The 13,372-nt window shown below is 51.7% G+C and carries 12 protein-coding genes and 2 tRNA genes; 11 read left to right on the top strand and 3 right to left on the bottom strand.

Features of this window, described 5'->3' with window-relative positions:
• Positions 1-2: 2 nt before the first annotated feature.
• Positions 3-1,643, bottom strand: coding sequence for an ATPase RavA domain-containing protein (locus HNR75_RS12720; RefSeq protein ID WP_188027365.1), 1,641 nt, complete (start codon positions 1,641-1,643; stop codon positions 3-5).
• 228 nt (positions 1,644-1,871) lie between these two features.
• Here HNR75_RS12720 and HNR75_RS12715 point away from each other — a divergent pair, with 228 nt between their 5' ends.
• The 5 genes from HNR75_RS12715 (at position 1,872) to pntB (ending at position 6,956) form a co-directional block, all read left to right on the top strand.
• Positions 1,872-2,225 carry a hypothetical protein gene (locus tag HNR75_RS12715; protein ID WP_188027364.1) on the top strand — a complete coding sequence of 118 codons (354 nt, stop codon included), beginning with the start codon at positions 1,872-1,874 and terminating at the stop codon, positions 2,223-2,225.
• Complete coding sequence (gene rimI / locus HNR75_RS12710) at positions 2,215-2,664, top strand: ribosomal protein S18-alanine N-acetyltransferase (RefSeq protein ID WP_188027363.1); 450 nt, start codon at positions 2,215-2,217, stop codon at positions 2,662-2,664. The genes HNR75_RS12715 and rimI overlap by 11 nt, the downstream gene beginning before the upstream one ends.
• Before the next feature lie 17 nt (positions 2,665-2,681).
• Complete coding sequence (locus HNR75_RS12705; protein ID WP_188027503.1) at positions 2,682-3,575, top strand: peptidoglycan DD-metalloendopeptidase family protein; 894 nt, start codon at positions 2,682-2,684, stop codon at positions 3,573-3,575.
• 343 nt (positions 3,576-3,918) lie between these two features.
• Complete coding sequence (locus HNR75_RS12700) at positions 3,919-5,448, top strand: Re/Si-specific NAD(P)(+) transhydrogenase subunit alpha (protein ID WP_188027362.1); 1,530 nt, start codon at positions 3,919-3,921, stop codon at positions 5,446-5,448.
• 11 nt (positions 5,449-5,459) lie between these two features.
• Entirely contained in the window at positions 5,460-6,956 is a 1,497-nt protein-coding gene (pntB, locus tag HNR75_RS12695) for a Re/Si-specific NAD(P)(+) transhydrogenase subunit beta (RefSeq protein ID WP_188027361.1), read from the top strand.
• A gap of 115 nt (positions 6,957-7,071) precedes the next feature.
• Here the strand turns inward: pntB and HNR75_RS12690 are convergent, their stop codons facing one another.
• Entirely contained in the window at positions 7,072-7,857 is a 786-nt protein-coding gene (locus tag HNR75_RS12690; RefSeq protein ID WP_188027360.1) for a cytochrome C assembly family protein, read from the bottom strand.
• Between the two features lie 206 nt (positions 7,858-8,063).
• Between HNR75_RS12690 and ffh the strand changes: the two genes are divergently transcribed.
• The 3 genes from ffh to birA all read left to right on the top strand — a co-directional run bounded on the left by ffh (position 8,064) and on the right by birA (position 11,517).
• Entirely contained in the window at positions 8,064-9,437 is a 1,374-nt protein-coding gene (ffh, locus tag HNR75_RS12685) for a signal recognition particle protein (RefSeq protein WP_188027359.1), read from the top strand.
• Positions 9,438-9,514: 77 nt separating this feature from the next.
• A complete protein-coding gene (gene murB, locus HNR75_RS12680; protein ID WP_343043283.1) occupies positions 9,515-10,555 on the top strand; it encodes a UDP-N-acetylmuramate dehydrogenase in 1,041 nt (346 codons plus the stop codon).
• A complete protein-coding gene (gene birA, locus HNR75_RS12675) occupies positions 10,552-11,517 on the top strand; it encodes a bifunctional biotin--[acetyl-CoA-carboxylase] ligase/biotin operon repressor BirA (RefSeq protein WP_188027358.1) in 966 nt (321 codons plus the stop codon). Before murB ends, birA begins: the two co-directional genes overlap by 4 nt.
• Before the next feature lie 2 nt (positions 11,518-11,519).
• On the opposite strand, the gene coaA is transcribed toward birA, so the two are convergent.
• A complete protein-coding gene (gene coaA / locus HNR75_RS12670) occupies positions 11,520-12,467 on the bottom strand; it encodes a type I pantothenate kinase (protein ID WP_188027357.1) in 948 nt (315 codons plus the stop codon).
• 222 nt (positions 12,468-12,689) lie between these two features.
• On the opposite strand from coaA, the gene HNR75_RS12665 reads away from it, so the two are divergent.
• The 3 genes from HNR75_RS12665 to HNR75_RS12655 form a co-directional block, all read left to right on the top strand.
• Positions 12,690-12,774, top strand: a tRNA-Tyr gene (locus tag HNR75_RS12665).
• A gap of 25 nt (positions 12,775-12,799) precedes the next feature.
• Positions 12,800-12,874, top strand: a tRNA-Gly gene (locus HNR75_RS12660).
• 94 nt (positions 12,875-12,968) lie between these two features.
• A partial coding sequence (locus HNR75_RS12655; RefSeq protein ID WP_188027356.1) for a GTP-binding protein occupies positions 12,969-13,372 on the top strand: 404 nt, incomplete at its 3' end.

The following is a 13,372-nucleotide window of genomic DNA, read 5'->3' as shown; positions in this document are numbered from 1 at the left end:
GCTTAGCGTCCGGCTAACTGAACCAGTGAATCAAGGCTATGCAAATTTGTGTCCAGTTGTTGCTGCAGATTTTTTATTTCGCTGTTCAGACGCAGAAAACTGTCCTCAATCGCAGTCAGCGACTCCTGTGCCAGGAAAAGATGCGGACATTCGGCGGTAAACAGCAAATACTGTTTCTTCACCTCATCCCGGATTTTCCGCCAGTCATTCTGCAGGCTGTCCAGCTGTTCCCGCCAGGTTTTCTGTTGCCATTCCGGCAGGCCCTGTTTACCGGAAATCGTCAGGGCAACCGGCCGGTTGGCACTGTCTCTGGCAATCAGAACAGCATGGCCGTCAGTTCCCTGGATATCGGCATCGAAACGGAGCTGGACCATATTCTGATCTTCCTGCAAACGTACCGGTACCGGCTCCTGCTTGTGCAGCCAGAGCATTAACTCTTTGCGCCGCAGGGTCGCATACCGGATTTCACGCTCCGGACGTTTCGGATCCAGATAGGCTGTTTGCAGAAAGATCAGCCGGTAATTTTCCGCGACCGGGCTTAATCCCGCCGCTTTAAAATCAAGGTGCCAGCCTTTGCCGCGCGGACGGATTAGTTTCTGTGCCGGCGAGAGGCGGCAACCGAGGATTTTGGTCTGTTCGCGCTGGTATTGCTGCAGTTCTGTCTGCAGGCGTTTCAGTGAGAAATGCAGCGTTTCCTGTCCGAAAGCCTGTTTGCAGGCGAAATCGTGCAGCATGGATTCTATCTGCTGCCGGGCATACAAGTCATGCCACAGACAATCTTTCAGCAATAACAGATCCAGACTGTTGATTTTCTGCCGGCCATTGAAGAATGCGCTGGCCTGCAGCAGACGCAATGCCTTTTTCCAGCGCCGATCCGAAACATACAGCGACTCTGGTTGTTCGCTATTTTGCTGGCTGAGCTGGAAGATCTTGTCACGCAAGGCATACAACTGCTCAAAAATGGTATCGGGGAGGGAGACCTGCGTCAGTGCCTGTTGCCATTCGTTATATTCATCATCGCTGACTTTCAGTTCCGTGCTGACCGGATCATATTGCGGATCCTGCCGGCTGATCAGCATGGCGCGGAAATTCTGCTTATCCTGAATCCGATCCATCCAGATACGCATCAGCATGCGATCATATAACGCTTCCAGTCCGCTGTCTTTTTGCGGCAGCTCATTGGACGCGGTTACCAGCAGCCGCATCGGGACGACAACTTCGCGCTCACCGTTCCGGAAGCGGTGTTCATTGATGACTGTCAGCAGGGTATTCAGAATGGCCGGGCCGGCTTTCCAGATCTCGTCCAGAAACACCACTTCCGCATCCGGCAGATAACCTTCCGTCAGACGCAGGTAACGGCCATCATCTTTCAGGGCCTGAATCGATAACGGACCAAATACCTCTTCCGGTGTCGAAAACCGGGTCATCAGATATTCAAAAGCCCGGCTATCGCGAAAAGCATGAATCAGACGACGTGCAATCAGACTTTTCGCGATACCCGGGGGGCCCAGCATAAAGACACTTTCACCGGAAAGAGCGGCCAGCAGACAAAGCCGGATCACATCTTTTCGTTCAAACAGCCCCTGCGCCAACGCATCAATCAGCTGGCCTATACGTTCCTGAAGTTGTTTATTGTTCTGCATGAAACCGTTCTCCGTCGCTGTAACCACTGCTGAGCGACACTCGTCAGCTATAATGCCGTAACAATTATTTTACAGGCTTGTTTTATATCATTGTTCAATGAAATTCATTCATCCGGACTGAACAGATAAAGACTGTTTTATGTCCTCTGGTTGCACTATATGCCATCCCGGCTATTTTTTCCCTGACGACTCTGGTATGAATGCTTCCGGAAACAGAGAGAGGCGGTCGTGTCAAAATCAATTTTACGTCATATGCATATCACGGACTGGCAAGTACGCAGCCCGGAGGCATTGCCATTTGCACCTCAGACGCCCGGTAACCGGGAAGCGCCAGCCTGCTGGGTGGTCGGTGATTTACCGGACTGGATCGGCGATCTTTGTCTGGTGCTGCATGTCACGGATTACCATCATATATCCGGGCCGGATGAGCTGCCGGCAGTAATAGCCGAACATGACTGGCTTCTGTGGTGTGGTGAACCGACAACACCGGAAAACTACCCGCACGCGCGTCAGTTATCATTAAACACTTCAGTTTCTGCAAAACAACAACTATGGCATCAGATCTGTCAGTATGAATATTGAATTTATTATCCCGGATAGCACACATCTGCCGGCGCTTTATGACATCGAATGCCAGGCGCACCCGTATCCGTGGAGCTATCAGCTACTGGCATCAAATTTTGGCGAACGCTACTGCAATGGCGCTCTCCGCTGTCAGCAGCAGCTGATTGGCTTTTATATCGCCGATGTGCTGCTGGATGAAAGTACGCTGATGAACATTTGTATTGATCCGGCATGGCAAGGACAGGGACTGGGTCAGCAATTGCTAACGCATTATCTGCAGCAGACCGCCGCCCGCGGGTGTACGCAGTGGTGGCTGGAAGTCAGAGCCTCCAATCTCACGGCACAGAATTTATACCGGAAAGCGGGATTCCGTCAGGTGGGCGTACGGAAAAACTATTATCGGAGCGGAGAGGTCAGTGAAGATGCGCTGGTCATGCAGCGCATACAGGAAGGATGACAGAGGATGTTCCGATAATGCGGTATTTTGTGGTGTCACTATTACTGATGATGGCGGTTTCAGCAGGCGCTGCCTCGGTTTATAAATATGTCGATGAAAACGGCGTGGTCAGTTATACCGATCAATACACCCGGGCCAAACCCTTTAATCCGGTGGAACTTGAGATCTGGGAACCGGACCAGGATGCGGTGACACTGCGTTACACCAAAATGGGCAACCTGTATCTGTACAACAGTTTGTACGGACCAGTCACCGTGACATTAAAAATGAACCGGCAAGAAAATGTCATTGCTCATAAAGACTTGTCAAAACCAATCATTATCGCCCCCAGAACAGAAATCTTCGTCGATCAGGTCAATTATCTGGGGCAGGGCAAGCTGGAATTCAGTTACCATTTTTCTGTCGGAACACCGTCCAATATTCAGGAAGATCATTCAACCCTGCGTCCGCCTTTTGCCGGCAGTTTCCTGATTTCCCAGGCATTTAACGGCGGTTACAGTCATAACCTACCCGGTAACCGCTATGCGATGGATATTGCCATGCCGGTCGGTACCCCGGTATTGGCGGCGAAAGGGGGAACGGTACTGGACATGAGAGACAGTCATGATGGTCACAGCACGAATCCGCAGGATCGGGCGAAAACCAATTATGTCCGTTTATTACATGCTGACGGCACAATGACGTTATATGCGCATCTGAAAGCACATAGCGGAACGGTCAGGCCGGGACAGCCGGTAAAAGCCGGCCAGTTATTGGCATTATCGGGAAATACCGGATACAGCACCGGTCCGCATCTGCATTTTTCCGTGCAACGGAATGATGGTGCGCGATTGGTCTCTATTCCATTTAATTTGCAGGGCATTATTCCGAAAAAAGGTGTCCGGCTGGCAGGACAGTCGGTGTTCAGATGATGACGCCAGATAATACCTTTATCGATGCGGCCGGTATCAGTAATCAGAAGTTGCGATTTCAAGTGAAAAAACGCATTGTTCATGCCAAATAATTATATTTAATCTTGTTTTGTGCGTTTTTTTTCATGAGCAGAGCAGGTAGAGTATCATCCCCATTTTATTTCGGGATTGTGTGTAAGATCTCAGAACTTGACCGGTAATGCTGAGACCACAATTCCCGCAAATAGAACTGAAATTGCAGGTACGTTTTTGTGTCAAACGTCTACACTGTTGCCTGCAAATATTATAAACCGGTCGCTGTGGGCAATAATGCAGCGTCATTTTTCACTATCAGGGAAAAATCATGCAGATTGGAATACCGAGAGAAAGCCTTGCCGGTGAGACACGGGTTGCAGCAACCCCGAACACCGTCGAGCAACTAAAAAAACTCGGCTTCGACGTGATTGTCGAGTCTGGCGCTGGCGCTCTGGCCAGCTTTGACGATGCCGCTTATGTGGCAGCCGGTGCCGTAACGGCGAAAGCCGCTGACATTTGGCAATCCGATATTATTTACAAGGTCAATGCCCCGTCTGATGCCGAAATCGCACAGATCAAAGAAGGCGCGACCCTGGTCAGCTTCCTGTGGCCGGCACAGAATCCGGAACTGGTAGCCAAACTGTCGACCAAAAAAATCAATGTACTGGCGATGGACATGGTGCCGCGGATTTCCCGTGCTCAGTCACTGGATGCGCTTTCTTCCATGGCCAATATCGGCGGTTACCGTGCCGTGGTGGAAGCTGCGCATGCCTTCGGTCGTTTCTTCACTGGTCAGATTACTGCCGCAGGTAAAGTGCCACCGGCAAAAGTACTGGTGATTGGTGCCGGTGTTGCGGGTCTGGCTGCTATCGGTGCCGCAGGCTCACTGGGCGCAATTGTGCGTGCCTTTGATACTCGTCTGGAAGTGGCAGAACAAATCGAATCCATGGGTGGCGAGTTCCTGAAACTCGACTTCGGTGGTGAAGATGGCGCGTCTTCCGACGGTTATGCCAAAGTGATGTCCGATGAATTCATCAAGGCCGAGATGGCGCTGTTCGCTGAACAGGCGAAAGAAGTGGATATCATCATCACCACCGCGCTGATCCCAGGCAAACCAGCACCGAAGCTGATCACCAAAGAAATGGTGGATTCCATGAAGCCGGGTTCGGTGATTGTCGACCTGGCGGCGGCGACCGGCGGTAACTGTGAATACACAGTACCGGGTGAGCTGTCTGTGACCGCATCAGGCGTGAAAGTGATTGGCTACACCGACCTGCCGGGTCGTCTGCCAACCCAGTCTTCTCAGCTGTATGCCACCAACCTGGTGAACCTGTCCAAACTGCTGTGCAAAGAGAAAGATGGCAACATTAACCTCGACTTCGAGGATGTAGTGCTGCGCAACATGACTGTCGTGCATCAGGGCGAAGTGACCTTCCCGCCACCGGCGATCAGTGTCTCGGCTGCACCGAAGCAGGAAGCAGCGAAACCAGCGGCGAAAGCGGCAGAGAAGAAACCGTGCAAGTCGAAAAAATGGCTGGGTGTCGTGGGTCTGGCGCTGTTCGGCTGGGCTGGTCATGTCGCCCCGCCGGAGTTCCTGTCGCACTTTACCGTCTTCGTGCTGGCGTGTGTGGTCGGTTACTACGTGGTGTGGAACGTCACCCATTCACTGCACACCCCGCTGATGTCCGTGACCAACGCGATTTCCGGCATCATCGTGGTTGGCGCACTGTTACAGATTGGCAGTGATTCCACATTGGTAGCAGTATTGTCGTTTGTCGCGGTACTGATTGCCACCATTAACATCGTCGGTGGTTTCACCGTGACTCAGCGTATGCTGAAGATGTTCCGTAAGGGTTAAGGGGAGCTGACATGTCTCAAGGTTTAGTTACTGCGTCCTACATTGTTGCCGCAGTTCTGTTTATTGCCAGTCTCGCCGGCCTGTCGAAACAGGAAACAGCGAAATACGGTAACTGGTTTGGTATGACCGGGATGGCGATTGCGCTGGTTGCGACCATTGCCAGTCCGAGCGTGCACGGGGTGATTTTCATCCTGGTAGCGATGGTGATTGGTGGCGCGATTGGTGCCCGGCTGGCGCTGAAAGTCGAGATGACCCAGATGCCGGAGCTGGTTGCTATTCTGCACAGCTTCGTGGGTCTGGCTGCGGTGCTGGTGGGCTATAACAGCTTCATCGAACTGCTGCCATCCGATGCGGTACAGCAACTGGTGCTGCCACTGAACGGCTCACCGGAAGAAATCATGGCAGCGGCGCAGGCGGCCATCAGCCAGCTGGCGCAGCAGACCGCGAATGGTCACGGCCATCTGAGCGGTGCGATGCTGAATATCCATCTGACCGAAATCTTCCTGGGCGTCTTCATCGGTGCGGTGACCTTCACCGGTTCTATCGTGGCGTTCGGTAAACTGCGCGGCACCATCAGCTCCAAACCGCTGAACATTCCGCACAAGCACAAGCTGAACCTGCTGGCTGCGGTGGCGTCCTTTGCGCTGATGCTGTACTTCATCAACGTCGGTGGTTCGACCTTCGCTATCATCGTGATGACCCTGATCGCACTGGCCTTCGGCTGGCATCTGGTGGCCTCTATCGGCGGTGCGGATATGCCGGTGGTGGTGTCCATGCTGAACTCCTACTCTGGCTGGGCAGCAGCAGCAGCGGGCTTTATGCTCTCCAACGACCTGCTGATTGTCACCGGCGCCCTGGTGGGTTCGTCAGGTGCTATCCTGTCTTACATCATGTGTAAGGCGATGAACCGCTCGTTCATCTCTGTTATCGCTGGTGGTTTCGGTACTGATGGTTCTTCATCCTCTTCCTCTTCTGACGAAGTGGGCGAATACCGTGAAATGTCACCGGAAGACGTGGCAGACCTGCTGAAAAACTCCAGCTCCGTTATCATCACCCCAGGCTATGGCATGGCGGTGGCACAGGCTCAATACCCTGTTGCTGACATCACCCAGAAACTGCGTGATAAAGGCATCAACGTGCGTTTCGGTATCCATCCGGTTGCCGGTCGTCTGCCTGGCCACATGAACGTGCTGCTGGCGGAAGCGAAAGTGCCTTACGATATCGTGCTGGAAATGGACGAAATCAACGAAGACTTCGCAGAGACCGACACTGTGCTGGTTATCGGTGCCAACGACACCGTGAACCCGGCAGCGATGGAAGATCCGGGCAGCCCGATTGCCGGTATGCCAGTGCTGGAAGTGTGGAAAGCGCAGAACGTGGTGGTATTCAAACGTTCTATGAATACTGGTTACGCTGGTGTCCAGAACCCGCTGTTCTTCAAAGAGAACTCGCACATGTGCTTCGGCGATGCCAAGGCAACGGTGGAAGCGATTCTGAAAGCGCTGTAATCTCGCGTATCAAAATAAAAAGGGAGACACTCATGTCTCCCTTTTTTGTTCTCTGAAAACCATCATCGGAGATAATGCCGCGCTTACTTGGATAGCATCAATACATTTGATGCTATCAGAGCAGATGCTGTAACAAGCGGCTGCCGAAGTAGGCGATAGCAAGCAGTACATTACCGGTCAGTGTCATCACCACCAGGCGTTGTCCCCGCCATCCCCGTCGATAATGACCCCATAACAGAATGGCATAAAGACACCAGGCGACCACGGATACGCCGGCTTTATCCAGATTGCCGGGTGCCAGCATGTTATCCAGGAAGAGAAAGCCGCTGCTGATGGATAATGTCAGTAAAACGCTACCAATCTTTAGCAACCGTATCAGCTGTTTTTCGATACTCAGTAACGGCGGAACATTCTGCAGATTCAGTTTCCGGCGTTGTTTGAGCTGATAACTGAGATAAATCTGTAATAGCGCGAACAGACTGGCAATACTCATGATCGCGTAAGATAACAACGCCAACGCAATATGGATGACCAAGCCAGGACGTTCTCCCAGGCTGGTCAGATAATGGCTGGGAATGAATAAACTGCCGGATAGCACCAACACCGTAACAAGGTAGGCAAACGGCAGCAGGATCCAGCTGTTCTGCCGCTGACAAATCGTAGTCAGCAGAATATTAATCAGCAGCGCGACCAGTGATGCCACATTCAGCACACTCATATTTTGTGCGGAACCGGCCTGAATGATCGTCATACCCAGCACGGCCAGATGGAATACCATTGCCAGCCATGCCGAGGGCAACATTCGATTAAGAAGCTGGACCTGAGAATTGAATACATGCCGCAACACTAAACCCGTTGTCAGCAGATATAAACCAATGCTCAGCAATGCCACAATCAGCATGATTCATCAGTACCGTCAGAAAAATAAGTGGATAAGCAGTATAGCTTTCTCTTGATTGGGCAGCCAGACGCAAATACCGGCTGAAAATTATCAGTAAAAGTTAATCTATCCCGCAAACAGCTTCTGTCTGCGCAATCCCTTTCTTTAGTATCGGCAGTGACTTGGCTATAATCGGCACAATTTGGCCATAAGCTGCGGAGCCAGTCATGTTTGAAAATTTAACCGAGCGTCTATCCGCCACATTGCGTAACATCAGTGGCCGTGGACGTCTGACCGATGACAACATCAAAGATACCCTGCGTGAAGTGCGGATGGCACTGCTGGAAGCGGATGTTGCGTTGCCGGTCGTCAAAGAATTCGTTAATCGCGTTAAAGAGCGCGCTGTCGGCCAGGAAGTCAGTAAAAGTCTGAGTCCGGGGCAGGCCTTTATCAAAATTGTACAAGGCGAACTGATCGCCGTCATGGGCGAGGCCAACCAGGATCTGGATCTGGCCACGCAACCGCCGGCAATTTTATTAATGGCCGGTCTGCAGGGGGCAGGTAAAACCACCTCTGTGGCCAAACTGGCAAAATATCTGACCGAACGTCAGAAGAAAAAAGTCATGGTGGTTTCTGCCGACGTCTATCGTCCGGCCGCTATCAAACAGCTGGAAACGCTGGCCAATGATATTGGTGTCGAATTCTTCCCGAGTTCCGCTACCCAAACGCCGGCAGAAATTGCGGCAGCCGCACTGGATAGCGCCCGTAAGCGTTATTTTGATGTGCTGATCGTCGATACCGCCGGTCGTCTACATGTCGACAGCGACATGATGGAAGAGATCCAACAACTGCATAAACAGCTGAATCCTATCGAAACGCTGTTCGTGGTTGATGCCATGACTGGTCAGGACGCGGCCAATACGGCCAAGGCCTTCAGTGAAGCTCTGCCGCTGACAGGGGTGATCCTGACCAAAGCGGACGGTGATGCCCGTGGCGGTGCGGCACTTTCTGTACGTCATATCACGGGTAAGCCAATCAAGTTCATCGGTATGGGTGAAAAAACCGATGCACTGGAACCATTTTATCCGGATCGTATCGCTTCCCGTATTCTGGGTATGGGTGACGTCCTGTCTCTGATTGAAGAGATGGAACGGAATGTCGATAAGGAAAAAGCGACCAAGCTGGCACAGAAAGTTCAGAAAGGAAAAGGTTTCGACCTGGAAGATTTCCGTGAGCAGCTGGTGCAGATGCGCAACATGGGCGGCATGATGAGCATGCTCGATAAACTGCCGGGTGTTGCCGGTCTGCCTGATAATGTAAAAGGTCAGCTGGATGACAAACTGACGGTGCGGATGGAAGCGATCATCAACTCCATGACCCCGGCGGAACGTCGTAATCCGGACATCATCAAGGGTTCCCGCAAAAAACGTATTGCTCTGGGTTCCGGCACTGAAATTCAGGATGTTAACCGCATGCTGAAACAGTTTGATCAGATGCAGAAAATGATGAAGAAGGTTGCCGGTAAAGGCGGCCTGCGCAAAATGATGGGCAATATGCGGAATATGTTGCCGCCGGGTGGTTTCGGCCGGGGCGGGTTCTAAGTCCTGACACGATGCAAGCGGCACATAAATTGGTGCCGCTTTGTTTTTCATCAGTATCAACAAGGTATTAAAAAATCATGCAGCCTTCCATGCCTTTTCCGCTGAAATCGTTCAATACATTTGGTCTGGACGCCAGGGCCCGGATGGGATTGATCCTCAGCGATGAACGTGAGCTGGATTCATTGCGGCAGAATGCCTGGTGGTCGGATACCATGCCCCGCTTATTGATCGGGGAGGGCAGCAATATCCTGTTTACGGCTGATTTTGATGGCCTGGTGATCGTGAACCGACTGAAAGGGATCTCGGTACAGGAAACCGATGACGCCTGGCTGCTGCACGTCGCGGCAGGTGAAAACTGGCATCAGCTGATCCAGTGGACACTGCAGAATCAGATGCCGGGAATGGAAAATCTGGCCTTGATCCCCGGTACGGTGGGCGCTGCCCCGGTACAGAATATCGGTGCCTACGGCGTTGAATTTTGCCGCTTCTGTGACTATGTCGATACCTGGCATTTTGTGGATGGTCACCGTGAACGATACCGTGCCGAACAATGCCGGTTCGGCTATCGTGACAGCCTGTTCAAACATGAATTGCATGATCAAGTGATTATCACTGCCGTTGGTTTGCGTATTCCGAAAAAATGGCAGTCTGTTGTGGAATACGGGCCATTAAAAGCCTTGGGTTCTGAGGTATCAGCAGAGCAGATCTTTAATGCCATATGTGAATTGCGCCAGAGCAAGCTGCCTGATCCGGTGGTATTGGGGAATGCCGGTAGTTTTTTCAAAAACCCGGTGATCAGCTCAGCGCAGGCCGAAGAACTTAAACGGGATTATCCCACCATGCCATGTTTTGAGGCCGGGGCAGGGCAGAACAAGCTCGCTGCCGGCTGGCTCATTGATCAGGCTGGTCTCAAGGGATTCACTCTGGGCACTGCGGGAGTACACCGCGATCAGGCGCTGGTGTTAGTCAATCTTGGCGGAGCAACTGCCACCGAGATTCTGGCTCTGGCCAGACATGTTGCTGATACGGTGCGGCAGAAATTCGCTGTACAACTTGAGCCTGAAGTCCGTTTTATCGGTGTATCAGGCGAGATTAACAGTCTACAGGCTATCCGATGAAACAACTGAACTCACGACAGCAAGCGTTGCTTAATATGCTCGCTGATGGCAACTTTCATTCCGGTGAGCAGATTGGCACGGTACTGGGCATCAGCCGGGCAGCCATCAGCCAGCAAATAAAAAGCCTACGGCAACTCGGAATTGAGGTTTTCAGCATTACCGGCAAGGGCTATCGCCTGAACACACCTTTACAGCTGCTGAATCCCGATATTCTCCGTCAGCATCTTTCCGGTGCGCCGGTTCATACCTGCGCAGTTATTGATTCTACCAATCATTACATGATGGCTCAGCTGGATCGCTGGCAGAAAGGGGAATGCGTTCTGGCTGAAATGCAGACTGCAGGCCGTGGGCGTCGGGGACGCCAATGGCATTCGCCCTTTGGCAGCCAGTTTATCATGAGCATGTACTGGCGGCTTGACGATGGTCCCGGTGCGGCAATGGGCTTAAGCCTGGCGATTGGTGTCGCCGTTGTCCGGGCACTGGAAGCGCAGGGCTATCATGGACTCAGCCTGAAGTGGCCAAATGACATCTATATGTCGCGCCGCAAACTGGCCGGCATATTGGTAGAGATGTCTGCAGCCGTTGGCGGTCTTTGTCATCTGGTGATTGGTATCGGCATTAATCTTAATCTGTCGGATGAAGTTATTGCTCAGCTGGATCAACCCTGTGCACATCTGGCTGAACAGCCAATCATGGTGGATCGTAATCGTCTCAGTGCTGCAGTCATTCAGGAATTGCGCAATGCACTGGCGCTTTTCGAACGGCAAGGATTAAGCGCTTTCTTAACGGAATGGAACCGGTTGGATATGTTCATGCAACAACCCGTGAAGGTTCTGCTGGGCGAGCAGGTAATACAGGGTATTTACTGCGGTATTGATACGGAAGGCAATATGTTGCTGCAGGACAAGGATGGTGTGCGTAAATTTGTCGGCGGCGAAATATCTCTGCGCGCCGACCATTAAATCTATTTACGCAATCTGACCTGATCGATGGCATGCTGATCGCCCTTGGTCAGGATCAGGTTTGCCCGTTCACGTGTTGGCAGGATATTCGTAATCAGATTCGGATAATTGATCTCATCCCAGATCCGGCTGGCAGTCGCGGCAGCATCTTCTTCATCAAAATGCGAATAGTGATGGAAATAACTCGACGGATCTGAAAACGCGCTCTTGCGGAAACGCAGGAAACGCTGGATATACCACTCTTTCAACAGGTTCTTATCCGCATCAACATAGATTGAAAAATCAACGAAATCAGATACAAAGACCCGATGCGGGTCATGCGGATAATCCATCCCGCTCTGTAGAACGTTCAGGCCTTCAATGATCAGGATATCCGGCTGTTCTACCACCTTAACCTGGTCAGGAATGATGTCGTAAATATGATGCGAATAAATAGGCGCTTCGACACGTTGTTTTCCGGCCTTAATATCGGCAACGAAATTGACCAGCCGACGCATATCGTAAGACTGCGGAAAGCCTTTTTTCTTCATTAATCCCCGTTCTTCCAGTACCCGGTTAGGATAAAGGAAACCATCGGTGGTGATCAGCTCTACTTTAGGGTGTTCCGGCCAGTGCTCAAGCAATGCCTGCAGAATGCGGGCCGTGGTGCTTTTTCCGACCGCGACACTACCCGCAATGCTGATAATGTAGGGCACTTTTTCACTGTTGGTACCCAGAAATTGCTCAATTACCTTGCTGCGATGCTGGCGGGCTTTGACATAAAGATTCAGCAGACGGGATAACGGCAGATAAATATCGCGCACTTCGTCCAGCGACAATTCATCGTGAATACCGCGCAAATCGATCAGATCCTGCTCGGTTAATGAAAGAGGGACAGAATCACGCAGATGAGCCCACTGGTCCCGGGAAAAGTGTAAATAAGGCGAGAGGTGTTGTGGGTCCGCGATCATTCTTGAAGTCCTTTCAGCAAGTGGCGAGACATTACACCAAGCGCCTGTTATTCGACAACCGAAAGCTTTCCTGACCCACAAAAAAGCATAAAACAAAACAAATTCATGAAATCGGACCAGAAAACTCACGAAAACTCATCGCAGAGTAGTTGCTCCACCGGCACGCTTGCACTAGAATTCGCAACGCTCTTTGCAGGTAGCCATGATTTATCATGCACTGATGGAGGGATTCCCGAGCGGCCAAAGGGATCAGACTGTAAATCTGACGGCTCTGCCTTCGAAGGTTCGAATCCTTCTCCCTCCACCATCTTGATTACTGGCATTGTAGTTATGCGGGCATCGTATAATGGCTATTACCTCAGCCTTCCAAGCTGATGATGCGGGTTCGATTCCCGCTGCCCGCTCCAATTTTATTCAAAGAGCCATTGTTGATACTCGTCGGACGGTGTGTACCGTGGTGAGTTTCTTACCATAAAACAGTGTTAGCTTAGAGGGACGAGCATGTCTAAAGAAAAATTTGAACGTACAAAACCCCACGTTAACGTTGGTACCATCGGCCACGTTGACCACGGTAAAACCACTCTGACTGCAGCCATCACCAACGTTCTGGCGAAGAAATTCGGTGGTCAGGCTCGTGCATTCGATCAGATCGATAACGCACCGGAAGAAAAAGCACGTGGTATTACCATCAACACTTCTCACGTTGAATACGATACCGAAACCCGTCACTACGCACACGTAGACTGCCCAGGCCACGCTGACTATGTTAAAAACATGATCACTGGTGCTGCGCAGATGGACGGCGCGATCCTGGTAGTAGCGGCGACTGACGGCCCAATGCCACAGACTCGTGAACACATCCTGCTGGGTCGCCAGGTAGGCGTACCATACATCATCGTTTTCCT

Origin of the sequence: Tolumonas osonensis (genome assembly GCF_014202415.1) — a bacterium.
Classification (GTDB): domain Bacteria; phylum Pseudomonadota; class Gammaproteobacteria; order Enterobacterales; family Aeromonadaceae; genus Tolumonas; species Tolumonas osonensis.
This window is presented reverse-complemented; position numbering and strand designations above follow the sequence as displayed.